Origin of the sequence: Nitrospira sp. (assembly GCA_016715825.1) — a bacterium.
Lineage (GTDB): Bacteria > Nitrospirota > Nitrospiria > Nitrospirales > Nitrospiraceae > Nitrospira_D.
Genome location: JADJXO010000002.1, coordinates 686,070 through 712,442, shown reverse-complemented (window position 1 = coordinate 712,442; position 26,373 = coordinate 686,070). Strand labels below are relative to the sequence as shown.

27 protein-coding genes, 1 tRNA gene and 2 pseudogenes are annotated in these 26,373 nt (G+C 54.6%); 12 read left to right on the top strand and 18 right to left on the bottom strand.

Features of this window, described 5'->3' with window-relative positions:
• Nucleotides 1-226 precede the first annotated feature (226 nt).
• Entirely contained in the window at nucleotides 227-742 is a 516-nt protein-coding gene (locus IPM58_09505; GenBank protein ID MBK9307300.1) for a winged helix-turn-helix domain-containing protein, read from the bottom strand.
• Between the two features lie 245 nt (nucleotides 743-987).
• On the opposite strand from IPM58_09505, the gene IPM58_09500 reads away from it, so the two are divergent.
• The 3 genes from IPM58_09500 (at nucleotide 988) to IPM58_09490 (ending at nucleotide 2,539) form a co-directional block, all read left to right on the top strand.
• On the top strand, nucleotides 988-1,764 hold the full coding sequence (locus IPM58_09500; GenBank protein MBK9307299.1) for an inositol monophosphatase: 777 nt from the start codon (nucleotides 988-990) through the stop codon (nucleotides 1,762-1,764).
• Between the two features lie 103 nt (nucleotides 1,765-1,867).
• Nucleotides 1,868-2,149 (top strand): hypothetical protein, encoded by a 282-nt coding sequence (locus IPM58_09495; GenBank protein ID MBK9307298.1) that lies wholly within the window; start codon nucleotides 1,868-1,870, stop codon nucleotides 2,147-2,149.
• A gap of 57 nt (nucleotides 2,150-2,206) precedes the next feature.
• A complete protein-coding gene (locus IPM58_09490; protein MBK9307297.1) occupies nucleotides 2,207-2,539 on the top strand; it encodes a carboxymuconolactone decarboxylase family protein in 333 nt (110 codons plus the stop codon).
• Nucleotides 2,540-2,615: 76 nt separating this feature from the next.
• On the opposite strand, the gene IPM58_09485 is transcribed toward IPM58_09490, so the two are convergent.
• The 3 genes from IPM58_09485 to IPM58_09475 form a co-directional block, all read right to left on the bottom strand.
• Nucleotides 2,616-4,469 carry a RiPP maturation radical SAM C-methyltransferase gene (locus IPM58_09485; GenBank protein MBK9307296.1) on the bottom strand — a complete coding sequence of 618 codons (1,854 nt, stop codon included), beginning with the start codon at nucleotides 4,467-4,469 and terminating at the stop codon, nucleotides 2,616-2,618.
• A 37-nt stretch (nucleotides 4,470-4,506) separates the two neighbouring features.
• Nucleotides 4,507-4,857 (bottom strand): 4a-hydroxytetrahydrobiopterin dehydratase, encoded by a 351-nt coding sequence (locus tag IPM58_09480; protein MBK9307295.1) that lies wholly within the window; start codon nucleotides 4,855-4,857, stop codon nucleotides 4,507-4,509.
• An 80-nt stretch (nucleotides 4,858-4,937) separates the two neighbouring features.
• Complete coding sequence (locus IPM58_09475) at nucleotides 4,938-5,936, bottom strand: chromosome partitioning protein ParB (protein MBK9307294.1); 999 nt, start codon at nucleotides 5,934-5,936, stop codon at nucleotides 4,938-4,940.
• Between the two features lie 23 nt (nucleotides 5,937-5,959).
• Between IPM58_09475 and IPM58_09470 the strand changes: the two genes are divergently transcribed.
• Entirely contained in the window at nucleotides 5,960-6,649 is a 690-nt protein-coding gene (locus IPM58_09470; protein MBK9307293.1) for a hypothetical protein, read from the top strand.
• A gap of 502 nt (nucleotides 6,650-7,151) precedes the next feature.
• Here IPM58_09470 and IPM58_09465 read toward each other — a convergent pair.
• The 3 genes and pseudogenes from IPM58_09465 to IPM58_09455 all read right to left on the bottom strand — a co-directional run bounded on the left by IPM58_09465 (nucleotide 7,152) and on the right by IPM58_09455 (nucleotide 9,223).
• The gene (locus tag IPM58_09465; protein ID MBK9307292.1) at nucleotides 7,152-7,592 is read right to left on the bottom strand and encodes a hypothetical protein; all 441 of its coding nucleotides are present in this window, start codon (nucleotides 7,590-7,592) and stop codon (nucleotides 7,152-7,154) included.
• Between the two features lie 49 nt (nucleotides 7,593-7,641).
• Nucleotides 7,642-8,423 (bottom strand): annotated as a pseudogene (locus tag IPM58_09460) (polyphosphate kinase 2 family protein).
• A gap of 104 nt (nucleotides 8,424-8,527) precedes the next feature.
• Nucleotides 8,528-9,223, bottom strand: coding sequence for a formylglycine-generating enzyme family protein (locus IPM58_09455; protein MBK9307291.1), 696 nt, complete (start codon nucleotides 9,221-9,223; stop codon nucleotides 8,528-8,530).
• A 445-nt stretch (nucleotides 9,224-9,668) separates the two neighbouring features.
• On the opposite strand from IPM58_09455, the gene IPM58_09450 reads away from it, so the two are divergent.
• Together IPM58_09450 and IPM58_09445 are read left to right on the top strand one after the other, a co-directional pair.
• Entirely contained in the window at nucleotides 9,669-10,118 is a 450-nt protein-coding gene (locus IPM58_09450; GenBank protein MBK9307290.1) for a hypothetical protein, read from the top strand.
• A 9-nt stretch (nucleotides 10,119-10,127) separates the two neighbouring features.
• Nucleotides 10,128-10,970 carry a mechanosensitive ion channel family protein gene (locus tag IPM58_09445; GenBank protein MBK9307289.1) on the top strand — a complete coding sequence of 281 codons (843 nt, stop codon included), beginning with the start codon at nucleotides 10,128-10,130 and terminating at the stop codon, nucleotides 10,968-10,970.
• A 72-nt stretch (nucleotides 10,971-11,042) separates the two neighbouring features.
• On the opposite strand, the gene IPM58_09440 is transcribed toward IPM58_09445, so the two are convergent.
• A complete protein-coding gene (locus tag IPM58_09440; protein MBK9307288.1) occupies nucleotides 11,043-12,083 on the bottom strand; it encodes a c-type cytochrome in 1,041 nt (346 codons plus the stop codon).
• Between the two features lie 320 nt (nucleotides 12,084-12,403).
• Between IPM58_09440 and IPM58_09435 the strand changes: the two are divergent.
• Both IPM58_09435 and xth read left to right on the top strand, forming a co-directional pair.
• A pseudogene (locus IPM58_09435) lies at nucleotides 12,404-13,312 on the top strand (LysR family transcriptional regulator).
• Nucleotides 13,313-13,396: 84 nt separating this feature from the next.
• Entirely contained in the window at nucleotides 13,397-14,170 is a 774-nt protein-coding gene (xth, locus tag IPM58_09430) for an exodeoxyribonuclease III (protein MBK9307287.1), read from the top strand.
• Nucleotides 14,171-14,244: 74 nt separating this feature from the next.
• Here the strand turns inward: xth and IPM58_09425 are convergent, their stop codons facing one another.
• Nucleotides 14,245-14,400 (bottom strand): hypothetical protein, encoded by a 156-nt coding sequence (locus IPM58_09425; GenBank protein MBK9307286.1) that lies wholly within the window; start codon nucleotides 14,398-14,400, stop codon nucleotides 14,245-14,247.
• 351 nt (nucleotides 14,401-14,751) lie between these two features.
• On the opposite strand from IPM58_09425, the gene IPM58_09420 reads away from it, so the two are divergent.
• Nucleotides 14,752-16,029 carry an NAD(P)/FAD-dependent oxidoreductase gene (locus IPM58_09420; GenBank protein MBK9307285.1) on the top strand — a complete coding sequence of 426 codons (1,278 nt, stop codon included), beginning with the start codon at nucleotides 14,752-14,754 and terminating at the stop codon, nucleotides 16,027-16,029.
• Between the two features lie 55 nt (nucleotides 16,030-16,084).
• On the opposite strand, the gene IPM58_09415 is transcribed toward IPM58_09420, so the two are convergent.
• Together IPM58_09415 and IPM58_09410 are read right to left on the bottom strand one after the other, a co-directional pair.
• Nucleotides 16,085-16,909, bottom strand: coding sequence for a hypothetical protein (locus IPM58_09415; GenBank protein MBK9307284.1), 825 nt, complete (start codon nucleotides 16,907-16,909; stop codon nucleotides 16,085-16,087).
• Between the two features lie 333 nt (nucleotides 16,910-17,242).
• Nucleotides 17,243-17,539, bottom strand: coding sequence for a hypothetical protein (locus tag IPM58_09410; GenBank protein ID MBK9307283.1), 297 nt, complete (start codon nucleotides 17,537-17,539; stop codon nucleotides 17,243-17,245).
• 247 nt (nucleotides 17,540-17,786) lie between these two features.
• On the opposite strand from IPM58_09410, the gene IPM58_09405 reads away from it, so the two are divergent.
• On the top strand, nucleotides 17,787-18,008 hold the full coding sequence (locus IPM58_09405; GenBank protein MBK9307282.1) for an LPXTG cell wall anchor domain-containing protein: 222 nt from the start codon (nucleotides 17,787-17,789) through the stop codon (nucleotides 18,006-18,008).
• A 60-nt stretch (nucleotides 18,009-18,068) separates the two neighbouring features.
• On the opposite strand, the gene IPM58_09400 is transcribed toward IPM58_09405, so the two are convergent.
• Both IPM58_09400 and IPM58_09395 read right to left on the bottom strand, forming a co-directional pair.
• Nucleotides 18,069-18,434 carry a hypothetical protein gene (locus tag IPM58_09400; GenBank protein ID MBK9307281.1) on the bottom strand — a complete coding sequence of 122 codons (366 nt, stop codon included), beginning with the start codon at nucleotides 18,432-18,434 and terminating at the stop codon, nucleotides 18,069-18,071.
• 709 nt (nucleotides 18,435-19,143) lie between these two features.
• The gene (locus IPM58_09395; protein ID MBK9307280.1) at nucleotides 19,144-20,808 is read right to left on the bottom strand and encodes a hypothetical protein; all 1,665 of its coding nucleotides are present in this window, start codon (nucleotides 20,806-20,808) and stop codon (nucleotides 19,144-19,146) included.
• A gap of 516 nt (nucleotides 20,809-21,324) precedes the next feature.
• Between IPM58_09395 and IPM58_09390 the strand changes: the two genes are divergently transcribed.
• Nucleotides 21,325-22,413: a glycosyltransferase family 4 protein gene (locus IPM58_09390; protein MBK9307279.1), complete on the top strand. Its 1,089-nt coding sequence runs from the start codon at nucleotides 21,325-21,327 to the stop codon at nucleotides 22,411-22,413.
• Nucleotides 22,414-22,682: 269 nt separating this feature from the next.
• Here the strand turns inward: IPM58_09390 and IPM58_09385 are convergent, their stop codons facing one another.
• From IPM58_09385 to pyrF, 3 genes are all read right to left on the bottom strand, one after another.
• Nucleotides 22,683-22,961: a hypothetical protein gene (locus IPM58_09385; GenBank protein MBK9307278.1), complete on the bottom strand. Its 279-nt coding sequence runs from the start codon at nucleotides 22,959-22,961 to the stop codon at nucleotides 22,683-22,685.
• A 441-nt stretch (nucleotides 22,962-23,402) separates the two neighbouring features.
• Nucleotides 23,403-23,479: transfer RNA gene (locus IPM58_09380), tRNA-His, on the bottom strand.
• A 63-nt stretch (nucleotides 23,480-23,542) separates the two neighbouring features.
• Entirely contained in the window at nucleotides 23,543-24,256 is a 714-nt protein-coding gene (gene pyrF, locus IPM58_09375) for an orotidine-5'-phosphate decarboxylase (protein MBK9307277.1), read from the bottom strand.
• An 85-nt stretch (nucleotides 24,257-24,341) separates the two neighbouring features.
• Here pyrF and rpsT point away from each other — a divergent pair, with 85 nt between their 5' ends.
• Nucleotides 24,342-24,620 (top strand): 30S ribosomal protein S20, encoded by a 279-nt coding sequence (gene rpsT / locus IPM58_09370; protein ID MBK9307276.1) that lies wholly within the window; start codon nucleotides 24,342-24,344, stop codon nucleotides 24,618-24,620.
• Here rpsT and holA read toward each other — a convergent pair.
• Nucleotides 24,592-25,695 carry a DNA polymerase III subunit delta gene (gene holA, locus IPM58_09365; GenBank protein MBK9307275.1) on the bottom strand — a complete coding sequence of 368 codons (1,104 nt, stop codon included), beginning with the start codon at nucleotides 25,693-25,695 and terminating at the stop codon, nucleotides 24,592-24,594. The two genes, rpsT and holA, sit on opposite strands and share 29 nt — an antisense overlap.
• Before the next feature lie 27 nt (nucleotides 25,696-25,722).
• Nucleotides 25,723-26,370: a hypothetical protein gene (locus tag IPM58_09360; GenBank protein MBK9307274.1), complete on the bottom strand. Its 648-nt coding sequence runs from the start codon at nucleotides 26,368-26,370 to the stop codon at nucleotides 25,723-25,725.
• Nucleotides 26,371-26,373: the final 3 nt, after the last annotated feature.

Here is a 26,373-nt window from a genome sequence, read left to right as displayed (position 1 = left end):
CGATTACGAGACGGAGCTCGTCTTGCTTCGCAGAACCTTTAGACTTTTTTGAACTCGTTAGGTGGGAGCGTCTGATCCGAGATAGGTTATGGATGGTGCGCCGGAAGCAAGCAACTGTGCCCCCGGCGCATCACATCATGGTGGTGATTACTTCTTCTTCTTCTTTGCTGCTTTCTTTGTTGCCAAGAGTCTCACCCCCCTTCGCCGTTGTAAGTTAGGACCAACTCTACACAGCCTTGATTAGCATGTCGTCTACAGCTTCAAACGTATTGGGGCCGACCTTTCTGAACCGCTTATCACGCTTCAATGACGTCGCAATCGACGTTAACGGGGTCTTCCCTTTGATTTGCAATCCGCCCTCAATCAACCGTTGCACAAGCTCTTTGGCATGCATCGCTCGGTTCGATTCCCGGAGTATTTCATAAGCGGCTTGAGGAACACTTTTCCCGACATACTTACTCCGCCCAAGAAGAATTTCTCGGGATTGATCAGTGACATCCATCATTTGTGGAGCTCGAATCCCCTTGGAATCATCAGCTGGAATGATTTGATTTGACAGGCTGGCAAGCTTGGCCTTGTCGGCCTCGACGCGGTAGAGGGTTTCCGCAAGCTCCAGATACTTCTTAATGGTCGCGATTTCATCGTCCAGTCGACGACGCTTCTTCTCTAGGTCCTGAAATCGGCTCTTATACGCGTTGATCCGTTGTTCCAGACCAACAAGAATGTCCTTTAATTCTTCCACAACGTCTTATCCATTCCAGATTCAAAGCATGCTTGCTTTATAGCAGTGCTTGTAATCTTTGTCAAGATACTATATTTAAATAATACATTGTCTACTAGGTTGTTTTCTCTGAAAGCAAGTAATCCTTTGCCTATCCATGATCATAAGGCTTGTTCCGACAAGACTAGCACAATTCGTGCGAGCTGCAAGTCTGAACAATGGTAGAATCTCACGTGCCCATCTCCTTTGACCCACTCTCCGCGGATATGCTGCTAGAAACTGCCGTTACTGCGGGTCGAGCAGCCGGAGCCCTCCTTCTCAACTATACCGCAGCCGGTTTTCACGTCGAGTACAAGAATCCGATCAATCTGGTAACGGATGCCGACCGTGCCGCTGAACAATGTGTGATCGACCATATTCGAAGCCGTTTTCCTTCCCATCGCTTTTTGGCCGAGGAGCGTGGCAGCGTTGAGCATGCCCCTTCACCCTATCTGTGGATCATCGATCCATTGGATGGGACCACCAACTTCGCGCATGGCTACCCAGCCTACTGCGTGTCCATCGGGCTTGAATACAAGAAACGCTGCATCCTCGGTGTCATCTATGATCCCTCACGAAATGAGCTATTCACTGCTATCGAGCAGAGGGGTGCGAAGCTGAACGGCCGATCTATCCACGTATCGGAGACTAGGGCTCTCGACCATAGCCTCTTGGTCACAGGCTTCGCCTATGACATCCGGGAAACACCGCGAAATAACCTCGATCACTTCTGCACGTTCGCCCTGAAAGCCCAAGGACTCAGAAGAACCGGATCCGCCGCCCTTGATCTCTGCTACGTGGCCGCAGGGCGGTTCGATGGGTTCTGGGAAGTGCGGCTCAACCCATGGGATATGGCGGCGGGAGCAGTGATCGTCCGAGAGGCCGGAGGACGGCTCACCAACTTTAGCGGCAAGGACCTGTCCATCTATGAACAGGAGCTGGTGGCGAGTAATGGCCACATCCATGAGGCAATGTTGACCGTCTTGAACCAAGCACCTCCATAGACGTACAACAGGAAGGGTTCCACATCTCCTAAGGACTACGCAGATATACAACCACGGCGAGGATGCGGTATGCTCCTCAGCACGATCACACTGAGGTCGATCTATGGCACGCGCAGTTCCCCCACCTGAGCAGGCAAGCGGCGATCTTTCCGGCGATAACGCCCCCGATTCGACCAGGGACGTGGAATTACTCCGCGTGCTCGTCAACCGAAAAGGAACGCAGGTCGAAGCTCAATGGGCCATCCACCCCCAACTGAAGCAAGACCTACTCCCCAATGAATGGCAAGAGGTGGTAGACCTCATGTCAAAAGCCACGACCATCGTCGGCCATCGCTTTTCCAAAGCTCTGGCGGAGGCCGACCCGATGCCTCCAGGCAATGCCTGATTGCTCCATCGATCCGTTCGATTCCATCCCACGCGCAATCACTCTAAGGAGGCTCCTATGGACTCGTACTATCATTCGCACGATTTGGAAAAGTTTGCAGATATTGGGAAAGGCAACAAAGCCCTGTGGGAGAAGTTCAAGAGCTACTACGACGCGGTGTTCGCCGAAGGTGCGCTTACGGAGCGAGAAAAGGCGCTCATTGCCCTCGCCGTCGCCCACACCGTCCAATGTCCCTACTGCATTGATGCCTATACACAAGCCTCGCTGGAGAAAGGATCAAACGTCGAGGAGATGACCGAAGCCGTCCACGTGGCCTGCGCCATCCGCGGCGGCGCCTCACTGGTCCACGGCGTGCAGATGAGGAACGTATCAGAGAAGTTGTCGATGTAGGAGGCGCATAAAAACCTCTCGCTGGTGATCCTTGTCTGAGCCCGAGCTGACGGTAGCGGCGGAGCGAGGCCAAGCATTATAGGTATGGATTTTCTGGAATCGCCAGCGTGAAGTATTTGCCGCGCTCTTCGTACAAGACACGCTGCGCCGTGAGGTCGTTGAGGATAGGCATCAAGACTGCATCGCTGCAATCGGCTCGTTCCGCGACGGCTGCTCGGATTTGCTCTGCGCCCTTCGCTGACTCGTTACAGGTTTCAATCACCAACGCCGCCAATCCTTCATACCGTCGCCGAGTCGGCGACTTTGGATTACGCCCATCGTAGATGGTTACATAAGTTGGCGCCTTGGAGTAATACAGGAACGGCTTGTCGCCGGACCTATGCATCCGCTGCCAATTTTCTATTAAAGCGACCAACCCCTGAGACAGGTGCGGATCGACCGGCCAGCTGTCGAGCTCATACTCGAAATCGTAGGCGATCTTCTTCAAGTCGACTTGCCGGGCGTCGTACACATATTCATACGCCATCCCCGGCCCGGTGATGCGGATACCGTACTCGTGTGGTCTGGTGAAGTAGGGACTGAAGCGCTGAAGCCAGAATTTTCCGGTGGCTTCGGGCGGCTGAAGGTGTAGCAGTGACGGGATCAGATCCAGCTGCCGCTGGTAATCCTCGTTGGTCTCGCCGGGAAATCCCAGCAAGATATTCCACGACACCATCACGTGATAGTAGAGGCTCCACTTGAGGCAGACGATGTTCTGCATCGGCATGACGCCCTTGTCCATCGCGCGCAGTTGATTGACACTGAGACTCTCCAAACCCGGCTGCATGCACTTCACCCCACCCGCCGCCAAGGTCTTGATCTGGCGCTTCTGCAGGTTGCTCTTGGTTTCGATAAAGACGTCCAGGTCGCAATGGTCATCAGCCAGCTTGCCGAAGAGGTTGTCGATATAGCTCATATCGATGATGTTATCGACGAGACGAAAGCGGACCGCATCGTAGCGCTGCGAGAGATGAGCAATCTCCTGTATGACTTGCTCGGGTGTCTTCGCCCGGAATTTCATGCTCTGCGCATTGAGCCCGCAGAACGTACAATGATGCTTCTCCCCCCACCAACAACCACGCGAGCCCTCGTACAAGAGGATCCGATCGAGCCCCTGTGCCTTGCCGCCTAGCTCGGTGAGCAGCCGATAGTAATCGTCGTAATCAGGCGGGCCGGTCTTGGCAAAATCGGAAAAGAGCGACTCATTCGGCGTGAGCATAATCTTGTCGCCCTGCCGATAGGTCACGCCGTTCGGATAGTCCCCTGAGTTACCGGCCAGAATCTGGCGGACTAACGGTAAGAAGCTGTCCTCCCCCTCCCCGACCACGACGTGGTCGATGAAGGGGAACGCCCTGAAGTGTTCCAGCCCCATCTCGCCGTCGAAGTTGGCGCCACCAAAAACGATGGTTACATCTGGATACAGATCCTTGATGAGTTTGGCCATCGTGAGGCTGGCGACGTTCTGATCGAAGGTTGATGTAAAGCCAACCAGTTTGTACTGCTCCCAATCGATCGACCGCAGCGCCCAGGTCAAGTACTGCGGGGCAATGCGGGTTGCCATCTCCTCGAAATAGCCAACCGGCTTTCCACTCTCCTGCGCGATCTGTTCGAAGACCGGCTTGAATATGTGTGGGTACTCGGATCGTTTCGGGTTCTCCCCAAACAGGAGAGAGGAGAAGAGCCACTCACCGAAGAGCGCCCGCTTCTCACAAATCGCTTCGTGCAACTCCACACCGATCAGGTGGGCGAACCTGACGTTCAAATGGTGACAATCGACAGGAATACCCTTGGACTTCAGCAGTGCCGAGAGCGTACCGAGTTGGATGGACGGATACTTGGCGTAGCTGAACGGCATGTTGACGAGCGCAATCTTGGCTGCTTCGCTCATCAAATACCTCGTATATTCATGGCAGGCAACTGTCTGGTGCTTAACCAGCGGCAGCCCGAAACGGTTCAAACTCTCGATCGGCTTTTGCCGCCAGGTAGAAATCGCTCTCCGTCAGGCCGTTGATCTTGTGCGTCCAGATTTCAACCTTGCACTTACCCCAAGCGAGGTAGAGATCCGGATGGTGGCCTTCAGCCTCCGCGATGGCACCAACCTTGTTCACATAGGCAAGCGCCTGTGCAAAGTCCGGGAAGGTAAAGAGCCGTTCGAGATGCCCCTGCCCATTGAGCGACCACCCACGACCCAGTTCTTTTAGTAACGCTTGCGCACGATCATTCGGCACCGGCGGGACCCCGCCACGACAGGGAATGCATTTATTGTCGGCAAGACCCATGGTGTCCTCCTTCAGGCAAATCTAACGAATCATTGTAAAGGGGCATTTGGTCGAGAAACAAGGCGAAGACACGGGACAGGCTATTCAGAGTCGTCCGGCGTACCGCCTGACTTCGCCAAGTCATCTAGTTTGACTTTATCCGGATTGAACTTGGTCGCAGCCTGGGTCATGCGCTCGAGCGCCTCGTCGAACGACAAGGCGGGGGCGTCTTTGGGACGGAACCGAATGGGATTCACGCGGGCCACCACGAAGCTCTTCAGATAGGGACTGGTGAGGCCCTTGGCCTTGAGCGCCTCGACTTGCTTGACAATGAGCTCATCCAGCACCAGAACGGTCTTCGCCTGCTGCTGACGGACACTGAAGGCCGCATGCATCGGCTTTTTCAAAAATTCATCCACCCGCTTCAACACCGGATGGTAGGCCCCTCCGCTGAATCGAGGGCGTTCTTCGTAACAAAGCCCCAGGGTAATCAGCGCCGGCTCCTCGAACTCCAGGGCGTAGATGTCCTCCGTTGCGTGATCGAGCTGCGCGAGTTCACGATACATGCGGATGACTTCCAACGCTTTCTCTCGGAGATTATGCGCCTTCTCTGTATTCAGCGCGAGGATCTGGTAGGCCGCAGCAGCTTCTGGAACGACGATCGCAATGATGCTCTTCGCTCCGAGCGTCCGCATGGCCGACAGGCGATGGTTGCCGTTCGGCGTCCAATACTTTGCCGCATGGTCGGGCTTTACGATTCGCACAGCAATGATGGGATCGAGAAAACGCCCGATTTTTCCGATGACCCCTTCCAACTTTCGAACATGTGTGTCGGAGATATTCCGTTGATAGGGTGTCGGCTCAACCAATTCGATCGGCAAGGCAGCCAGCACGACCCAGTGCCCACCATAGGGTTCACGATACATCGAAAGGACTTTCCCATCGTCCTGTTCAATGGCATGATGCAGCTCGGCCACGACCCCAGGCGGCGCAGCTGCTTGGAGTTCATCGGCTGCCAAGCCTAGCGAGGTACCGGTCGGTTTTCGACGTCGCCTCGCGCCTTTGGGTAATGGTGGTTTTTTCGATTTTCTTTCGGCCATTGGTGATATGGTAGGACAGCGCCATGGCAAAAGAAAGCCCCCATCGTAGGGTCCTTCGCATCGGGCACCGAGGAACCTGCGGCTACCAGCCTGAAAACACGCTCGCATCGATCGAACATGCCATCACACTTCGCTGTCACTTCACGGAAGTCGATGTCCGGAGGACTGCTGATGAAGCGCTCGTGCTCCTGCATGATGAACAAGTCAACCGCACGACCAACGGCCAGGGACCCATTGCCGACCTCACGCTGAAGGACACCCAGCAGTTGGCGGCTGGTAACGGACAAACGGTTCCCACGCTCGAAGAGGCACTCACCATGGCCAGCGGTCGAATCGGGTTGATTCTGGAATTCAAAGTGCCAGGCCTGGCGTATGATGCCTGTGCAACGGTTCGTGGCAGCGGCTTCAACGGCCCTATGATCTACGCATCGTTCCTCCACGAAGAGCTTCAACATGTGCGAAGGATTGATCCGCAGGCTCTGACATTGGCGTTGTTCAAGCGGCTTCCCGAGAATCCCAGTGCCATGGCCCTCAATCTGCAGGTAACCCATGTCGGTGTCCGTATTGATACAGTAACCAAACCCCTCCTGCGTAACCTCCACGAGGCAGGCTTGCTGGTGTTCGTCTACACTGTAGACAACCCGACTGCTATCAAAAGAATGAAGATGCTCGGCGTGGATGGCATCATCTCCGACTTTCCAGACCGTGTGTGAGATCCAGTGTAAAAAGGTGTCTGTCGGGATTTACCTGTGCAGTGAGAAGTCGGCGGCAAACATAGCACGGGCGACCCTGCACTATGGTGGGAGGTCGCCCGTGTGTGGCGCTTGGGACGCCTTAGGATGATGTCGGTTGTCGCGGCCCAAAAGACCCACGCGATACTGATGATGTCTGGTTTCCAGCTGGGGGAGACCTCGTCAATCCCAGATACCTGTATTCCTCACGCTCCCGAAACTCTCTCCGCATAAACGGCTTTCGCCCTTTTGATAAGGACCGTCTGTGCCGATGTGGCACTGCCAGCGAAGAACCGGTCAACGTGACCAACGAGAAACCCACCCAAGTATCGGTGGGCCTGATGGGCCAGGTGGCGTCGTATCGTCCATCTCCACCCTCCTCTCGTCAAGAAGTCATCGAGAGACCTGGATGATAGCCGCGCGGTCTACCCGATCTCTCGAACTGCGATTGATAGAATAGGCCGCATTTTCTTCATTACGCTCATTATAAATTCTTGTCAAGAGGCCGACCGAATCTTTTTGCCCCGACTCGCAGTACTGAACAGATCCCAACTAAGGCAAGATCTTCAAGCGGGGAATACCAACGCAGCGGTTGTGGGAAGAACACGCCGTAGCAGCCACAGTTGGGAAGATCGAGCCCACGAAGCAACGTCACGATGAGCCCAATCGCATACACCCCATTGAGACCCATCGCAATGAACGCCCCAGCGGGAAGCTGCCACCCGACTAGAATCCAGCCGGCCAGCACCCATTCAATCCCGGTGATCCCGACCGCGAACGGCCAGAGTGACCATTCTGGAAAAAGTCGATAGGTGATCAGCACATCGACAAAGCCCGGCATATCGAGAGATTTGCCGAGTGCCGAGGCCAAGAGTACTCCCCCGATCAACAGACGACAACCCCAGGTCACTAGAGTCCAGGTCATGGGAACCTTTGGCACAAGCAAGAAGGAGGAGCGCGGCGCTCATTCGCGGCTAAACGATCTTCAACCTCTTGAAATCCACACCCTCAGGCGCCGGTGGGGTCTTAAGTTTCAGGTCTTCCATGGCATCGACGACGCAATCCGCTACGACCAGATTGCGGTACCACTTCCGATTCGCCGGGACAATATACCAAGGTGCGCAAGCGGTGCTCGTCGCAGCCATAACGTCTTCAAAGGCCTCCTGATAATCATCCCACAATTTGCGCTCTTCAAGATCTCCGGAGCTCCACTTCCAACGCTTTTCAGGATCCGCAATGCGTTCTTGCAACCGCTCTTTCTGCTCATCTTTGGAAATATGGAGAAAGAACTTGAGAATGACCGTCCCGTTTTCAGTCAGGAGCTCTTCGAACTCCTTAATTTGGTTGAAACGATGCTTGGCGATTTTGTCGGAGACCCACCCATGGACTCGCGTGATGAGCACATCCTCGTAGTGCGATCGATTGAAGATGCCGATCTGTCCCTTGCGCGGAACTTCGCGATGCACACGCCACAGAAAGTCGTGAGCCAATTCATGGTGGGACGGCCCCTAAAAGCCACCCTACCCCCCCCGGCCCTTTTCCCGCTGGTATCCATCCCCTGCAGTACAATGAGCAGCGAGCGTGTCCCATTGGCATACAGCCGCTCTTGCAGTCCATCAAGCTTCGCAATGAGCTTGGCCGTTTCCGCTTTCGCGCGATTCTTCCCCTGTGCGCTCTTCTTGTACTCCCCCGTCTCATCCGGGTCGTACTGCTTCAGCGATAGTTTTGCACCAGGCTTCACACGATAGTGTTTCACTGAATGCCTCCCTCGTCAGCGGATGGGAAATGCCACAGCATGATGGCTCATCCCCCCCATGCGATACTCACGTGATGAGAAGGTATGCGTGAATTGCTCTACCGCTACGGTTGTTTCGGCGCATCTTGTGCGCACCGGAAGCCGACGTTGGGGTCCTGCTCCGTCGGATCGGCTTTGGTACGAAACGACGTCCGCAGCCTATATGGCGTATTGATATACGATCCTCCACGCTGAACCTTGGCCGTTCCTTCGGCCGGTCCACGAGGATTGATCGCTGGATTATTGATAAAGCCGGAGTAAAAGTCTTCGGCATACCAGTCCATCACCCATTCATACAGATTACCGGCGAGATCTTGTGCGCCGTAGGGACTCTGCCCCATATGATGATCTCCGATGACAGACACCGCTTCCACACCACCTTCCTTCAACCCATAGACGGCATGGACCGGTGTCGGAGGATCATTGCCCCACGGATACACCCGCTCGTCGGTTCCACGTGCAGCTTTCTCCCATTCTGCCTCGGTGGGAAGCCGCTTGCCGACCCACAGGCAGTACCCCATCGCATCCATCCAGTTCACCCATCGCACCGGGCGATCGGCATGGATCACCGGCGTTTCTTTATCGGAAAATCCCCAGGGCGGCTCACTTTGAATGGCCTCGACATACTTGGCAAACCGTCCATTTGTGACTTCAAACTTATCGATATAAAATGCCTGCAGACGGACGCGATGGGCAGGCGCTTCGTCCTCATCGCCCTTCTCGCTCCCCATGATAAAATCCCCCTCTGGCACCAGCACCATTGGCGCTCCATCTCTCTCGAAATGGTCACGACCGTTCGACTCCGCATGCGCTATCTGACCAGTCGCGTTGGCCAGCGGTTTGCTCTTAGTCCTTACCCTGTCATCACCGTTGGACCCCGAGGGTTTCGCTGAGACGGAGAACGGACCGGGCTTCAGCCATGTCTGGGAGACCGATTCAGGTTTCGTGGTTCGACCTTCAGTGGCCGATGTGAAACCAGCTATAGGAGACAGGACGCAGAAACCTGCCAGGGATATGCCAAGAATTCGTCGAGCAACCATATCTTCGCCCCTTGAAGTAAGGTACCTAAAATGTTTGCTTAAATCCACCTACCTCCGATGCCTGTCTCAATTCTCACTGCACCGCTGTGTCGAGCAGGAAAAGGATTGCTCGGAAGGGCGCGCGGAGTTGCACTTACCGGTCGTCCGGTGTAGCGTATGCTTCAGCATGCTGGCCTTGATTTCGCGCTCCATCAACCATTCACGTCCCATTATAGCGGGTATCGTCCTCGTTGCGCTGACGATCGGCTTCACCGGCTGTGGTGGCCCCTGGCGAGACACCTATCTCAAGAAGGGGGTCGGACGACTGACGCAGGAAGATATTCGCGAACGACTGGGCCCACCCCATACGGCTAAAACCCCCGCGCTCGGCGGAGATAGCCTCTGGACCTATCGATTTGCCCTCAGTGAACAGGAACTCACTACCTGGAATCCCACCTTTGTCGCGGATGCTTCGAATTCGGTTACAAACTTGATGGGCAAGGGCGTCGAGGGAGCGGCCAAACCAATCTTGTACTGCTACCGGTATCTGTTGACGTTCTCCGAAGAGAAGGTTCTCAAGCAATGGAAACGAGAGGAATGCGTTCCTGGTACCCGGGAGACGCTGACCTCGAAGTAGGGAAAGAGCGTGACCTCAGACGGATGGTTTTGGATCGACAGCTCGGTGGCCCTGGACGGTTTGAAGTCTCTCCTCCTCTTGCTGGTCCTCCTCATCGCCAGAACACTCATTGTACGGTGGTTGGCCAACAATCCCACGCTTTCGATGGAATCGAAACGCCGTTGGGTGGTCACGACCAGAAATTCCGTGGTCTTCGCCTTTCTCCTGGGGCTGGTGATCATCTGGGCACACGAACTCCAGGCCTTTGCAGTCTCGATCGTCGCGCTGGCTGCCGCATTAGTCTTGGCAACCAAGGAGCTGATCTTGTGTTGGAGCGGCGCCGCACTTCGCGTGGGAGGCAAGGTCTACACCGTCGGTGATCGAATTCAAATCGCGGGCCACCGCGGCGTGGTGTTGGACTACGACATCTTTGCAACCAAGTTACTGGAGATCGGCCCTGGTCAATCCGCCCATCTGTATACGGGACGCGTAACCATTTTCCCGAACAGTTTGTTGTTCACTAACCCGCTGATCAAAGAGAATCCGCAGCAAGAATATGGGCTTTACACGTTGACCGTTCCAATCAGGAACGAGGAGGATTGGCAAAGAGCGGAAGGGGCTCTCCTGGAGGCAGCCAAGCACGAATGCGCCTCATTCATGAATGAAGCGGTTCGGCAAATGAAGCTCCTCGAGCAGGCCAATCTCCTGGAAGCCCCCTCGCCGGAACCACGCATCACGATTCAATTGCCGGAATCCGGCAAGATGCATCTCGTCCTTCGATTCCCCGCTCCGGACCGAGGTCGCTCGCGTATCGAACAAGCCATTCTGCGTCGCTACCTTTCACGATCTATCACTCCCCCTTTGCCGACCTGAGAAATGAGCGAGGGCCTTCCGCCGGGTCGACGGAAGGCCCTCGCTTCAACTCCCCTTGAGACGATGGCCGAATTACTTCGGAAATGACTTTGGCGCGGAGACGTGTTGCCAGCCTTCGCCGTTGAGCGACTTGAGCATGGCCACAAGATCATACTTTTCCTCGTCCGTCAGTTCCAAAGAAATAATCGTATTATCTTGGTGTGGATTCTTGACTCCACCTTTATTGTAGAAATCCACCACTTCGGCAAGAGTCTTGAACCGTCCGTCGTGCATGTACGGCGCAGTGCGGGCGATTTCCCTCAACGTCGGAGTCTTGAAGGCACCGATTTCCTCAGCATTTTGAGTCTCCATGTACCGACCAAGATCCACAGTGTTCGTGTCCCACCCGATTCCCAGGTTATGGAACTTCTCGTCGGTAAAGTTAAACCCGGAATGACACCGCGTACAGCGAGCTTTGCCGCGGAAGAGCTCCAGACCACGTTTTGCTGAATCACTCAAAGCCTTTTCATCCCCGCCGATATCAAATTTGTCGACGGGGCTGTTCCCGGACAGGACGGTCCGCTGAAAGCTGGCGATCGCACGGCCGACATCGCCGATCTCGATATCACGACCGAACACATTCTTAAACAGTTTCCGGTAGCCCGGGATCTTTTTCATTTTCGCCACCATTTGATCATGGTTGGCAAACCCGTGTTCGACCGGGTTGATGAACGGCCCGATCGACTGATCCTCAAGCGTAGCCGCCCGGCCATCCCAGAACTGTGCCTTGCTGTAGACACGATTGAACGACACCGGCGCGCTACGTCCACCCTTGAGTCCGTTGATACCGGTCGATACCGGCATCCCGTCTGCAAAGCCCTTCTTCGCCACGTGGCAATTGGCGCAGGCGATGGTATTGTTCTTTGACAACCGTTTGTCGAAGAAGAGCATCCGCCCCAACTCAACCTTCTCTTTCGTAAGGGGATTGTCTTCCGGCACAAAGGTATTGGGATCTTCCAGTCCTTGTAACGTGGGCAACTGAAGTGGCTCCCCCGCACCCACAGGTATCGCGGAAGCCATCCCCAATATGAACACCCCGGTCAGCATGACCTTGCCCAACTTTGCTCGTCTCATCACATCCTCCCTTCTTCAGGCTTATATATGGGATCCGTGACTCGCCCCAACTAGCCGTTGCGTCACTGTTCTCGGTGTCTGGCTCTTTTCCTAGGGGCAATACGTGCTTGTCATAACACGACATGGACTACCGACTCAATCTATCGGCGTTCAACCGCCAATACGTGCTGACGACCTTTTAGACCCTTTCCTTGGGGGTTCCTGATTGGTTACGCTTGTCTTGGTCCCTCCGAACAGAGTAGCCCGCTTCTTGATCATAAGTCCAATTGATAATTCTAAATGTACTGATTCTCATGATTTATGAGCAGGGATGGTAGTCAGTGACGCTGACTGAATTGCAATACATTGTCGCGGTGGCGCAGGAACGGCACTTCGGCCGTGCTGCAGAGAAAGCCTTTGTGACTCAACCGGCGTTGAGCCTCGCGATCAAGAAACTGGAACAAGAGTTGGGCACGACGATCTTCGAACGGCGCCGGAATCGGATTGAGCTGACCGCACTTGGAGAACAGATCGTCCATCAGGCCCAGCGAGTTTTGGAAGAGGTCGAGCACCTAACACTACTCGCGGCATAAGGGAAGGATCAACTCAATGGAAGACTGCGGCTCGGCGTCATCGCCACCGTGGGACCCAACATCCTTCCAGACTTGGTTCCGCCACTGAATACGCGGGCACCGAAGATGCCGCTGGAACTGGAGGAAAACCTCACACAGAATCTGCTCGGAATGTTGAAGAATGGAAAGCTTGATGTGATCATGATCGCGCTTCCCTTCGATGAGACGGGAATTCTTACCACCGCCTTATACGATGAACCCTTTCAGATTCTAGTTCCCACCGGACACCCGTGGCACAAGAAGAAGGTGATCGACTCCGGCCAATTAGCATCTCAGAAGATCCTTCTTCCGCATGCCGGACATTGTTTCCGTCAACAGGTACTTGAGACATGCCCCGAGCTAAGTCGCTCGGATGCAGAAGGTTGGCAGGGGAACTCCCTGGAAACCATCCGGCAGATGGTCGTCTCCGGGTTTGGGATTACCGTGATGTCCTGCAGCGCCCTGACATCCAAATACCGGAACAACCGGTTGATCGCGATCAAATTCGCAGACCCGGTACCCGGTCGTCGAATCGGGCTCGCATGGCGGCGCGGGTTTACCAGGCCTCAAGTCATCGACGTCATGCGCAGCGCCGTCCATTCCTTGAAGATTCCAGGCCTCATCATGTCGACCGATTAATTACTCTATCCTTATCACACGCTCCAACTTGTTGCCTGAGATCGCTTTTGATAGGATGCACGGCATCGCTTGAGCAACTTGCAGATGAAAATTGCCACCTTCAACGTCAATTCCTTACGTAAGCGCCTACCCATCGTGCTCGAATGGCTCGATCGGCACAAGCCGGATGTCCTGTGCCTTCAAGAAACTAAAGTCCAAGATAGCGAGTTTCCATTGCTGGCCCTGGCTCCCAGTGGGTACGAAACGACCTTTCGAGGGATGAAATCCTATAACGGCGTGGCGATTCTCAGCCGGGAAAAACCGGACGCTGTCTCGTACGGATTCGACGACGGAGGAGACCCGGAAGACGCTCGCCTGCTCCGAGTCGTCATCAATGGAATTCCGATCATTAACACCTATGTCCCGCAGGGCTTTGAGATTGATTCTCCCAAATACACCTACAAACTCGCTTGGTACGAACGGCTACGTGGCTATTTTGACACTCATCTTTCTCCGCAAGCTCCAGCCATTTGGTGCGGCGACATGAATGTCGCCCCACGACCGATGGACGTCCATAGCCCGGAGAAACATCTCAAGCACGTCTGCTACCATGAAGCAGCCCGGAAAGCGTATGAACAGACGGTGGCCTGGGGCTTCCAGGATGTGTTCGTGAAGCTCTACCCAGCGCGTCAGCAATATACGTTTTGGGACTACCGCGCACCAAGTTCCCTGGCCGCCAACAGAGGTTGGCGCATCGACCACATAATGGCGACGGCACCTCTGGCAGACAAGTGCCTCCAGGCGGATGTGGATGTCGAGCCGCGGCGAGCGAAAGAGCCTTCGGACCATACCTTTTTGTGGGCAGAGTTTTCGGTCTGACCGCACACGCGACATCCACTCCATCCGAGGCACATACTCCTATACCTCGGATCCCGGTAGCATGCCGGCCGTTCTTACGCTGCCTTGGCCCGGATGTGATTACTGCGATTCTGTTCAATCAAGGGATCGATAATCAGCCCGCAGTTGAGACAACGAAGGACGACAGCGCTGGACGATACAGCCGGCTGGCGTTCTTGAATCATGAGACCTTTGCATTTTTGACAGGTCATGGCGCTCCTCCTACTGAGATCAACAATGCTCAAGATGTAACATCGTGACATTAACTTCGTGTTAACGGTCAGTTAAAACTCATTAATGTTATTTCCCTTTTCCTTCATCTCATCCGTGCGATACAAGATCTAGCAGCTTTTTATCCTATGAAAGCTACAGCCTGTGGCCAACGTCTCATCGCAACCAGCATGGCCCATGACAAGAGAATCAGTTCGGCCCGGCAAGAAGGCGAATCCATACACGCAAGAATTCTCACTCTAGTAAGGCAACCGTATGGCAGCGCTTCCTGAATTATTAAAAATATCGTGCGCCAATAGCCGACATATCTGTCTCAGAAAGCAGAATGGGGAATGATTGAAGACTCTGTATCGGTCGCCGTTGTCGGGGCCGGAGCAGCAGGACTGACCGCAGCTATCGCTGCAGCAGAGACCAAGGCGCCATTGCCCGGACGCGTTGTGTTACTGGATGGAGCGAATCGCTTAGGAGCTAAGATTCTTGTATCCGGTGGCGGCCGTTGCAACGTCACCCACGACGCCGTCACACCAAATGATTTCTTCGGGAATCGTAATATTATCCGAAATGTGCTGGCGGCGTTTTCAGTTCAACAGACCATCGGGTGGTTTCTGTCCCTGGGAGTCGACCTGAAACACGAACCAACGGGAAAGCTGTTTCCTACCACCGATCATGCCAGAACTGTCCTCGATGCTTTACTCAATCGCGCACGAGACACCGGAATCACGATATGCCCCGGCCATCGAGTGAGCCACATCTCTCGATCGGGTTCAGAATTCCGCATTGATCACTCCCACGGCTCTCTGCGCACCACCCGCCTCATTCTCGCCACCGGCGGTCGTTCACTCCCGAGAACCGGGAGCGATGGATTCGGATATCAGCTAGCTCGAAATCTGGGCCATCGCGTGACTCCGACTGTGCCGGCGTTAGTCCCTCTCGTATTGGAACATTCCATGTTTCATGCAGCGCTCTCAGGCCTCTCCCATGAGGTAGAGTTGGTCACAGTAGTTGAAGGCCGGGAGACTGATCGCCGCACAGGCAGTCTGCTCTGGACCCATTTGGGAATCAGCGGTCCCGTCGTCTTGGATGCCAGCCGTTTCTGGACTATGGCGACATACCACGGTGTGCGCGTGGACCTCTGTGCCAACTTCGTACCAGGTCAAACACACGACGAAGTGAAAGCTTGGTTCCTTACTCAAGTCGCCGAATACCCAAAACGCTCCCTGACAAGAAGCCTGGCACTGTTGATCCCGGAACGATTTGCACGTTCTCTCTGTTTGTATTGTTCCTGTGACCCACAGCAATCCATGGCTCAGGTCTCACGCATTGACCGCAATCGATTACTCGACGCATTGACCAGATTCCGATTTCCCGTTGAACGAGACCGAGGATGGAACTTCGCTGAAGTCACCGCGGGTGGTGTACCGCTGGATGAGATTAATTATCGCACTATGGAATCAAAGGTGGTTCCAGGACTGTATCTCACCGGGGAAATGCTCGATTGTGACGGCCGAATCGGAGGATTCAATTTTCAATGGGCTTGGTCCACGGGGTGGCTCGCTGGACAATCCGCCGCAGGAAATCTTCCTACTCAGAGCAAGTCGCCACGTGATTGATGAATGATCGGGTGGGCGGTTCTCGAATGAGGCTTAGTCGATCCATGGTCAACGATCACCACACACCCGCTTCCGCTTCTGAACAAGCCTTCGCCTTTGGAAGGAGTTGATAGGTGGTGTCGCCATCCGTCGCATCCGGTTCGCTGGGAGACAATAAAGTCACCTGGATCTGCTCCTCACTGGACACATCACCCTCGGTTCGCAATACTCCCTCGCGGTTCAGAATCTTGGTCGCGTTGGTTCGCGAAACAATCGGCGGGTACTCCCTGAATTGATTGGCTGAGACATAAGGAACTTGAATCGTAACCGTGCGTTTCTTGTCATAGATAAAATCGCGCATGTTGTCGTCGATAGGAGTTTTTAGGCTGACCACCACGGAACTCTCGGCCGGAACAGTCCCCATCGAAATCACATAGAGCGGTCTCGCACCGATCGGTGCCTCTCTATTTCCCATGGCTCCCAAATTCGGAGCCGTCGAGACCTTCGTCGCCGGATTGATAGCGGGAGACCGAACTCCGACTCGTAGATCGGTAATAGCCCGATCGGATGTATTCTCCAGCAACAGCTTGACCACCACCCAGGCCTCTGAAGCGGGCGCGATGGCGCGCCCACTGAGTACGGATTCTTCGGTGCGATGAATACTGCAGCCGGACACAAGATTGCGTTTTTCAAAGAAATAGAGGGTATTCATCCCTTGCGATTGCGCAGCTCGCTCATAGGTGTAAAAGGCAACCCCAACCTTAATCATCGTCGGCCTGAACCAGGCAACGACTGTAGGGAGCACGAAAGGCACAAAGGCGGCAAATAGGCCGACCATCACGATTTTGTTGAAGATGGTTTGTCCCCAGAACCAGTTCCAGGCTCTTATTAGGATGCCCATGAACTCCTCACTGTAAATTTGATCGTTATCACCTTATCAACATACGCCCTTCGAACAACTTCAGACAACCATGTTTCTGCTCTACCAAGCTATCGCCACCGACCAGCCGACCTGGCTCACATATCGCCCCGAGGCAACTATCTTCCCAAGCCCCTGTTATGGACCATTCCACGCGGGACACCGGGATGGCATCCTAGAACAGACCTCAGCGCATAAGATCGCACAGCTTCGATCAGATAATCGGATAGATTGGATGGCAGGAGCAGTAGTGTGTCGACGGAGTAAGAGCCCTCCGCATCAAAGGATGGGAAGACGCGGGAGGGCATGAGCGGACTATGGAGCTCCCGTCTGAAGCTGGACCGCACTCACCCCATACGGACTCGTAAAGGCCACCACCTTGTCTCCCGGCTTAAACTGGGCACCCAGTTGCGTCTGTTGCGTAAGTTTCAGAATGTGGAGCCCACCTCTGTCATCCCGAATGACCATTGTTCCAGGAATACCCGTCGTAACCGTCACCACGACCCCCTGAATAGGGCCTGATGTCGATGGACAAGCCGTATCAGGAAGACCGACGAATGGGAGAATGACAAGGCATAAACCGTAGAGTATGTGTCGTGCGAGACGGCGCATGGCAATGTTTCCTCCTTCCCTGTGAGAGAGGCTATTCCCCACCCAAATACAATCTTCAGGGATCGATACTCATGAAGAGACAACTCGATTGGATTTTATCAAGATGGTCATCGGTTGCACACCGTACTGCATGACGAACATGTATCGTATCCTCCTATAGAATGCGACCGCTCCTCGTTATACAAATTCACCTTGACCAGATCCAGCTTCATCCACCATGCTTATGGTAGATCGGATCATATTAGCTATGTTGGAAAAACAGAGAAAGGAGGCTCAGAACACAGAGAGGAAGATCTCGTTTCGTTGGAAGGTGCTTCAGGCCCTGGGCGTCATCCTGATCGGACTCGGCCTTCTTATCGACTGGCCTCCTCCACAGGAAGCCAATCTGCCGGACACAACCTCCTTTTTTGTAATCCTTGGCCTGTTCATTATCGCCACAGGATTCCTCCTAGCACTTCGTCGGGAGTAGCTACGCAGGCTTGTTAGCCTCTCCACAAAAGCCGTCGAGTCACCAGCTACCGAACGAGAACTAGCAGTCTTCAAATAATCGCAGCTGGTTCGGACGTCCTGCTGCACTCATCCACACCGGAACCTTGAGCTGTTTCTTTGGCTTGTGAGAAGACGGCCCTGCGGCCAGCAGAGCTTGCGCTGAGAGCCAGGTGCCGATCAGTTCAAAGGAAACCAGATCGTTCTCTCGAAGATTCAAGCTCCACTCTGTAATGGCTCTCCTCCGCGCACCTACCGGCTGTCCCAAGTACCGTAGCTGGAAGAACCATTCGCCGGACAAGCTGATGCCAACTCGGTGAACAACGGCAATAATGCCTCTATGATCACCGGTAGTTTGTCTGAGATAAACGCCAAGGGCAATGTCCTCAGAAGTTACCATGGTAACCATTGGTTACATCATTCATGCTGCAAAGTCAAGCTAAGGAGTGCGGGAATGTTGGCGAGATCAAATCGACTTTACGCCAACCAACCGTGGCTCTTACTTGCTGAACTGATTTTCGCGTACCTGTATGTGAGTGGCCCTGCCTGGTAGGTTGGGGAACTTTCCTCCAACGTAGGATGGTGCACAACAGGGGCTGCGAGTAGCTTATGCCCTTGTTGGGCATTGGCGTGAACTCCCCACAAATGGAGGTGAGGTATGAGGCTCTTCTCGGTAGGCTGTTTGTTGGTTTTGGGTGCCGGACTATTGGGCTGTACTAATCGGCCCTATGTAGTTTGTCGTGGCGAGGCGTACTGTACAGCACCAGTGACACATGACGAAGCGATGCATGCCGCACAGCTCAAAAAAGCCTGGGCAGACGAGGCGTTCTACGTTCGCCCTGGTCAGTAAAAACTCACGACGAGTAGTAAAAAGAGAGGCCCGGCAACTGCCTGAGAAATCAGGCAGCCCGGGTTTTTATCAGCTTCGATGACCAGCTCTGGAAGACTCACTAGAACTGCAGAACCGCCGATGGTAGGAACCGGCCACCTCCTGACAGAGTCTGCAACACACTTCTTTCTCTCGCGACTGGTGGCACCTCGCCTAGCTGATCTTATCAAATCCCTCTCTGTCTGCCTTTGAAGCTCCCCAAGGATGACGATGGCTTAGCAAGCCCCCTTTACAATCGGCTCAACACGTTCTTCGTGATCTGGATTGCGGCAGGATTGAGGCGAGAGGAGCGGAGTTGCGGCACGTTGTACTCATCAAGTCCCCAACTCCACTGCATCGTCCCGGTCGCAAACACCTGCGCGCCACTTGGCCATCTGTACATCACCATATGGGAGATCGCGCTCTCGATCGTTGGATTGCGGGCATTCGGTAATTCCACGGCTAGGGATGTGCACAAAATCTCTGTGCCGGGAGGTTGATTCCCTGTCACACCATCGACCTCAAAGCCCAGCAAGCCAGGCAATCGCGATCCATTCCTCAGTCCGGTGTCATGAAATACCCAATGAGAGGGGTTACTGACCACCATGTCATCCGCAACATACTGGAGCAGAAACCGCACGCCCATCAAGGCTTCTTCAGATCTGGACACAGGAGGGTCTTTAAATCGGGTCGTCACCAGATGGTCATTTGATGCAGTACTGTCCGTAAACAGGGGGTCCTCCCGGAAGCGCTCTTTCCACCCCACCAAGACGCGATGATCGGCTCCCGTGGCGGGGCTCTTCTCCAGTCGTATCTGCCAATCTAAGGTATTGGCTCCGATGAAGACTAAGTTCCCTCCCGCTTCTCTAAACGCACGAATATTCTCTCGCATTCCCCATGACCAATATTCATTATGTCCGCTCGAGATATACGTGCGAGCGCGTGCGAGTACTGAAGCAGAGGCATGCAGATCGATATTGGTGATATATGTGACATCGTACCCCTCGCGTTCTAGCCACCGAACCAAGTTGTAATCCCACCCGGCACTACTCGTGGGGTAGAACTCGGCCACCGGTAAAAAATTGGTCAAAAATTCTCCAGCTCCCATGCCAAGCGCAACATTGGAATTCGTACTTCTCGCATACGGACAATTAAATGATACCTTGACGGCTGCGGTACCACTTGAAGACCCCCACGGGAGTTGACTGCCACTTCCATACGAGTACAACGACCTCCCCCCCCAAAAGTTGTAGGCCTGGTAGGTCGTGACGGGGAGCTGGAACACATAGTGGGCCGACGCTTCGTCATCCCGCACGACAAAGATGATGTAGCTCTGTCTCCTGTTCGTAGCCTCGGTCAGCTTGGCAAGATAGACCCCGGATGTCCAATTGTCTTCTGTCACCAGCGTAAATGGGTTGATCCAGTCACAATCGACGAGCCCTGTGGTGGGATCTGGCGGTGGAACGATTTGCCGAGTGCCATCGACTTGAATCGGGCCCATGACCCGTCTTCCGCCTAGTCCCCCATACCAGCCCATACGAAACACATCGATCGTGTAGCTCGGCGCTGTTGTGTTCACGTAGAAGCGGATTGGTTTCCCATGGTTCACACTTGCGGCTGACGCGTAACCCTCTATTTCACGATTCGTGGCCGGAAAGATGAGTTTCCACCCGGTGGTACCGGTACGCTCATTTTCCCGTGCGATCGCATTCGGAGTTGGAGCAGGAGGCGGGGGAGGGTTGACCGGAGGGGGGGGAGATACGACGGGCGGCGGAGGTTCAACCGGAGGGGGAGGAGCTTCGCCTGGGGGTGGCGAGGATACGACCTGGGGAAGACTATCCCCTTCTCCACCACAAGCGGCTGTCAACAGAACAAACCCCGCAAGAATTGTCGACAAATACATGGTTTTGTTCATTTGAGATCCTTGTATGGCCACCCTCCTTATTCCGTAATCGATTTATTACTAGAGCGCAATCTTCATACATCTAAGTATTTTTATTATGGTCTGGTTTACGTATTACTCGGAACCCCTCTTAAGTAGGGGGGGGTATCTACAGGAGAACCGGTTGAGGTCATTGTCCAAATAGTGAGGCCCATCTGGCCTCACTCCTTTTCAAGTGAGGCATTTTTTCAAGGTGCGACAGAAGGTGGTTTCCATTGCTCTCTCTTCGGGTTTCCTAAGTCGCTCCCTCAATTCCCCCTCGTTGAGTCGAAGAAGTTCTCCGATATCTCAATCAGAGGTCGGCTTTGTTTACAGGCGGACCCTTTCTCAGCCTTGGAAGTGGAACGCCTCCTGCATAGTTCTTGTACGTGGTTCCTACTGAAATAGGATCTATCGCTGTCGTAGAGATCCATTTTTTATCACCGAGCGTCAAACTCTCGCTTCTAACCAGCTTTGACACTCATCACGATTTGCTAAACAGGAGAAAACATGAAGATCGCTCAGATTGCACCGTTGTGGGAAAGCGTGCCCCCACAGCGCTACGGAGGCACCGAACGGATCGTTTCCTACATCACCGAGGAGCTGGTACGTCAGGGACATGATGTGACGCTGTTCGCCAGCGGTGATTCCGTGACCGCTGCGCGGCTGGAAGCGATCTGCCCTCAGGCACTCCGACTGAATACCGGGATCTTCAATCGCGATGCCCCACAGATGTTGTTGCAGGAGCGGGCATTCGGAGCTATGGCCAAAGAATTCGACCTGATCCATTCGCACTTGGATTTCCTCGCGTTTCCGATGTCACGACGGTGTGGGATTCCGGTGGTAACGACCTTGCACGGGCGTCTGGACCTGCCAGAGCTCGTGTCCGTGTTTCATGAATTTTCCGAGATGCCGCTGATCTCGATCTCGGAATCCCAGCGCCGACCACTTCCCTTCTCAAATTGGGTGGGGACCGTACACCACGGCTTACCGGATCTCTATCGTCCACATTACACGCCTGGCCAATACCTGGCCTATCTCGGTCGCATCTCTCCGGAAAAGCGCCCAGACCATGCCATCACGCTGGCCAAACGCGTAGGGATTCCGCTCAAGATGGCGGCGAAGGTCGATCCGGCCGATGAAGCATACTTCCGTGCTGAGATCGAACCCATGATACGCCACCCCTTGATCGAATTCCTGGGTGAGATTACTGATGAGGAAAAGGATGAGTTTATCGGTAATGCGATCGCGCTGGTATGCCCATACGACTGGCCCGAACCGTTCGGGATCGTACTGATCGAAGCACTAGCGTGTGCCACACCGGTGCTCGCATATCGCCGCGGATCAATCCCTGAAATCATCGAGCCCGGAATCACTGGATTCATCAGTGAGACACTCGAGCAGATGATCTCCTCAGTGGCCGACCTGGGAGCAATCGATCGTCGGGCCTGCCGCAAGTCGTTTGACCGCCGCTTTACTGTGAACCGGATGGTACGCGACTACGTGAGGATTTATGAGGAGGTGGCGCGCAATAATCACATCGTCTCTTCTTCACCGCTCCGCAGCGACACGCGAAGCTCCATGCCTCTGGGGAGGTGATGGAGAGACCAATACGGTTGGCCCGCCTCGCGAATAAATACGGCGATGCTTGCATGAGGCCTAGCAAGTGATAGGGACTTCGGGGAACCGAGGAGGATCGATAGCCTTTTCTAACCGATGGGACTCACCCTGTTCGGCTTGTGAAGTCGCTTTGTAGAGCAATTCCAGAATGAATAGCTGATACGGCTCGCGCTGTTCAGCAGTGATCTTCTACCAACGACCAAAATGATATGATCTCGGCTGAATAGAAGATACGGGAGGCGGACTGTTCACCAGTAAAACCATTTGTCCCCTGCTTGCATCATGCGACTTGCCACATCGACATGACCCAACTCTGCTCGAGTTTCTTCTTGTGTGTGGCTACGGTCTGTAAGTCGTGACCACCCCACCCTTAACTTGTAGCCTTTATGGAGCTTCTCATGCCGAACCGTGAAGGTGTGATACAGACTCGGGTGAGATTCCTCCGTAATAACACAACCGGGAAACTTACTCTTGAGATAGGCTCGAATGACGGCAAGATTCTTCTTAATAACCTGTTGCTCCGTCATGAGCTCTAGAGTCGAGTCACTTTGTAGCATGCAGCTAGGCCGAGCAAAAAGAACGGGTCAAAGTATGGAGCCGAACGTGCCTGGTCAAAGTTCTTATGGTCGTCATCGCCATGATGACGGTGTGTATCATCGCATGAGCGATACTTCTAAGCAAGCCGAACCACTTTTCCCATCTTAAGCGAGACCGCGACAACTGCGCGTGTTCATAGCGTATGGAACGAAACGACTATACGGTGCGGTCCGGCAGGGTGCCTACAGGCGACTAGCGAATCAGACCTATTACTACACCGCGCTCACATCAATCAGAGTGATCCTCCCTGGAGCATAATGCAGCTCCTGGGATATTGAAACGAACATAGGTGGGCGCATAGATAGACAAATGCTGGAACCAGCGGGCTTCGAGATATGCGTGATTTGGTAGCCACAGCGGAGGAGATTACATGGGGTGGATGACGGGTTTCGAACCCGCGACCTCCGGATCCACAATCCGGCGCTCTAACCAACTGAGCTACACCCACCACGAGGGATTCGAAGAATCGTGATCTTAACAAAGCGCTGATTGTTACCGCAACCGACTTGCGTCACCCCCTTGTATCAAAAGCGGCCTGCATTTCTGCAAGAATGGCGGCAACGGTCGCCGATGGGTCGGCTGCATCACGAATGGGACGGCCGATTACAAGGTAGTCCGCGCCGGATGCGATCGTTTGCGTAGGGGTGGTCGCCCTGGCATGGTCATCAACGCCTTTGCCGGTCGGTCGGACGCCCGGTGTCACAATCGCGAACTGCGGCCCAACTTTTTTGCGAATAGCTGAAGCTTCTTCACCGGACGCTACGACGCCATCACAGCCTACTTCGGTAGCCAGCAGAGCCCTGGCCGTGACAAGGTCTTGGACTGTCCGCTGAATTCCCATTTCTCGGAGATCCTGACCGTCGAAATTCGTGAGCACGGTCACCGCCAGCAACTTCAGCGATGAGCCCTCCCGCCCTTGCACAGCGGCGGTAAGGGCCTTGCGATTGGCGTGCACGGTCAAGAATTCGACTCCCATCGAAGCGACCCGATTCGTCGCTCGGCGAACCGTCTCCTCGATATCGAGAAACTTCAGATCAAGAAACACCCGCATGCCTCGCTCGACAATCCGCTTGACGATCTCGGGACCTGCCGCCGTGTAGAGCTCAAGGCCGACCTTGACGAAGGAGATGTGCCCTTGGAGCCGGTCTAAGAGCCTATCCGCTTCTGTCATGGAAGGCACATCCAGTGCAAGGATCAGCCTGTCCCGTGCCGCAATCTTCACCATACCCATGTCCCTTCTTCAGAGCCGATCCTTGACGATCAGCGAAGTCTTATGATACAAGCTATCCTCTTTTTTACAGGAGTACTCCATGCCACAGGTTCACAAATCAACCATTCGGCGAGCTCGCCAAGCCGAGCGACGGCATGAGCGGAACCGCTCGACCCTCAACGCAGTAAAGACACTGATCAAGAAGGTCCAATCGGACGTGGCGGGGAAAAAGGCGGACGAAGCTAAGACCAGCCTGCAAGAAGCGGCGTCGGCGATCGGGAAAGCCGCCTCCAAAGGCGTACTTCATCGAAATACCGCATCTCGCCGGATTTCTCGCTTGGCTCATCGCGTCAACGCCCTGTCGGGTTCCGGCTCTTAATCGTTCGAACATTCGATACCACCCGGGTACGTGTTCGTTTTGGCGGAGCCTGGGGCCGCATGTCAGGTTGACTCTGCTTGCCAGCGGTCTCCTCACAGAGTGTCAGCAGCAAGCCTTCCAGCACCATTCGTGGGCGGCTAGTACTCCCTCCTTTAAGTTTCGCATCTGTGTCCAGAAAGCGCCTCAACGCATTCTGAAGATGTGCCTCGGAAAACCGCTCGAGAAAGGGACGCACCTTCCGCGGATCCATGCGCAGACTCCGAGCGGCCTCCCCCTCCCGACCACCCTTGGCGAGCAGATCTTTGACCTTCCAAAGTCGGCGATATTGCCATGCAAGAGATCCCAGAATGCGAAGCGGGGCCTCTCCAGCTTCAAGATTGCGCGCGAGGATCGAGAGAACTCGCCCTCGGCTACCTTCGGCGATCGCCTGCGCCAGGTCAAAGACAGACGCGCCTGGATCTGCCCCTCGGAGCAGGTAGACATCGGCAGCTGTCGCCGAACGAACGGACGGCACATACGACGCAAGCTTTTCCAATTCGCGGCGGAGTCCGTAGAGGGAGGTTCCGGATACTTCTCGCAGTATGTGGACCGCTGATTCCTCAAGCCGTACCCCAACCCGTCGTGCTTCTTGGGTTATCCATGAAGGCAACTGAGCATCACGGAGCGGTGAACAATCAACGACCATCGCGGCCCGCGTGAGGGTTTGAGAGAATTTGAGGCGACCATCCAACTTTGAGCTTACAAAGACCAGTGTCGTGGACTCCACCGGAGTCTGTAGACAGCCGAGTAACAGCTCACCATCCCGAGCCGTCAGCTTCTCCGCCGACTTTACCACGACGAGCCGACGTGGGGAGAAAACAGGTACCGCTGCCACACTGTTTCGAATATCGCCTCCACTCGCTTCATCGCCGTAAAACAGTTCGTAGTTGAACTCGTCTCCGCTGTTCCCAAGCACCGCGTGCTTGAGCACTGCAATCGCATAGTCACGGAGCAGGTCTTCTTCGCCTACGACGAGATAGAGCGATCCCGGTGCCTGTTGGCTGAGCGCCGCCTCCAGTTGTGTATGGGTTACCATCGAGGCCATCGAACGATACATACCATGTTATTGAGGCTTAAGATCCGTCTCAGATGACTGCTTCGTCAGAGCCCCGGTCTCAAGTTGCAATAGAAATCTCGCCGCCAGGTCGGCCGCCACGAATCGGCCCGCCTGCTCTATCGCTCGGTTTTGCAGCGCGCGATTGAATTGAAGGTCAGGCGTCACAAAGAACTCCGAGGATCCTTTTGCCAGCTGCGTCCAGACCACTTTTCTGGATCGGACGTCTTCTACGAGAACCTGGACGACCACCTCGGTTCGACTTTCTAACGTCGCGGTCTGAGAAAAACTCAGCGTCGGCACGATGACCGACAGGATCCGACCGGTCAGCACGAGATCCGCGGTTTCAGGCTCAGAGACGACCTGCGCCCCGCTGCCGGCTGAAAATTCATCGCGAAAATAATTGGTGTATTGCATTTCGAGATTCGGCTCGAAGCTGTTGTTGACCAACGTCCTGATGATGAGACGTGGTGGAGGTTCGGTCAATGTCGAAGCAGTGGCTCCTCCGATGGTCGGCCCGGCTCCGTCTACTCGAAACTGATAGCCGCAGGAGGCGAGCGTCGACAGCAGGAGTGCGGTGATGAACGTGCTGGGAATAAGCACAAACGGTCTGCTTCTCTTTTGAAACCTGCTCTTTTCATAGTCGGCATTCAGCACTCA

Coding starts and splice junctions, on each gene's coding strand:
- IPM58_09475 (MBK9307294.1), bottom strand. CDS start 5,936: ATGGCCGAAAGAAAATCGAAAAAACCACCATTACCCAAAGGCGCGAGG.
- IPM58_09415 (MBK9307284.1), bottom strand. CDS start 16,909: ATGGGCATCCTAATAAGAGCCTGGAACTGGTTCTGGGGACAAACCATC.
- xth (MBK9307287.1), top strand. CDS start 13,397: ATGAAAATTGCCACCTTCAACGTCAATTCCTTACGTAAGCGCCTACCC.
- IPM58_09440 (MBK9307288.1), bottom strand. CDS start 12,083: ATGAGACGAGCAAAGTTGGGCAAGGTCATGCTGACCGGGGTGTTCATA.
- IPM58_09455 (MBK9307291.1), bottom strand. CDS start 9,223: ATGGTGCTGGTGCCAGAGGGGGATTTTATCATGGGGAGCGAGAAGGGC.
- IPM58_09395 (MBK9307280.1), bottom strand. CDS start 20,808: ATGAACAAAACCATGTATTTGTCGACAATTCTTGCGGGGTTTGTTCTG.
- IPM58_09490 (MBK9307297.1), top strand. CDS start 2,207: ATGGACTCGTACTATCATTCGCACGATTTGGAAAAGTTTGCAGATATT.
- IPM58_09465 (MBK9307292.1), bottom strand. CDS start 7,592: ATGACCTGGACTCTAGTGACCTGGGGTTGTCGTCTGTTGATCGGGGGA.
- IPM58_09500 (MBK9307299.1), top strand. CDS start 988: ATGCTGCTAGAAACTGCCGTTACTGCGGGTCGAGCAGCCGGAGCCCTC.
- IPM58_09400 (MBK9307281.1), bottom strand. CDS start 18,434: ATGGTTACCATGGTAACTTCTGAGGACATTGCCCTTGGCGTTTATCTC.
- holA (MBK9307275.1), bottom strand. CDS start 25,695: ATGGTAACCCATACACAACTGGAGGCGGCGCTCAGCCAACAGGCACCG.
- IPM58_09420 (MBK9307285.1), top strand. CDS start 14,752: ATGATTGAAGACTCTGTATCGGTCGCCGTTGTCGGGGCCGGAGCAGCA.
- IPM58_09470 (MBK9307293.1), top strand. CDS start 5,960: ATGGCAAAAGAAAGCCCCCATCGTAGGGTCCTTCGCATCGGGCACCGA.
- IPM58_09495 (MBK9307298.1), top strand. CDS start 1,868: ATGGCACGCGCAGTTCCCCCACCTGAGCAGGCAAGCGGCGATCTTTCC.
- IPM58_09390 (MBK9307279.1), top strand. CDS start 21,325: ATGAAGATCGCTCAGATTGCACCGTTGTGGGAAAGCGTGCCCCCACAG.
- IPM58_09385 (MBK9307278.1), bottom strand. CDS start 22,961: ATGACGGAGCAACAGGTTATTAAGAAGAATCTTGCCGTCATTCGAGCC.
- rpsT (MBK9307276.1), top strand. CDS start 24,342: ATGCCACAGGTTCACAAATCAACCATTCGGCGAGCTCGCCAAGCCGAG.
- IPM58_09425 (MBK9307286.1), bottom strand. CDS start 14,400: ATGACCTGTCAAAAATGCAAAGGTCTCATGATTCAAGAACGCCAGCCG.
- IPM58_09480 (MBK9307295.1), bottom strand. CDS start 4,857: ATGGGTCTTGCCGACAATAAATGCATTCCCTGTCGTGGCGGGGTCCCG.
- IPM58_09450 (MBK9307290.1), top strand. CDS start 9,669: ATGCTGGCCTTGATTTCGCGCTCCATCAACCATTCACGTCCCATTATA.
- IPM58_09410 (MBK9307283.1), bottom strand. CDS start 17,539: ATGCGCCGTCTCGCACGACACATACTCTACGGTTTATGCCTTGTCATT.
- IPM58_09405 (MBK9307282.1), top strand. CDS start 17,787: ATGTTGGAAAAACAGAGAAAGGAGGCTCAGAACACAGAGAGGAAGATC.
- pyrF (MBK9307277.1), bottom strand. CDS start 24,256: ATGGTGAAGATTGCGGCACGGGACAGGCTGATCCTTGCACTGGATGTG.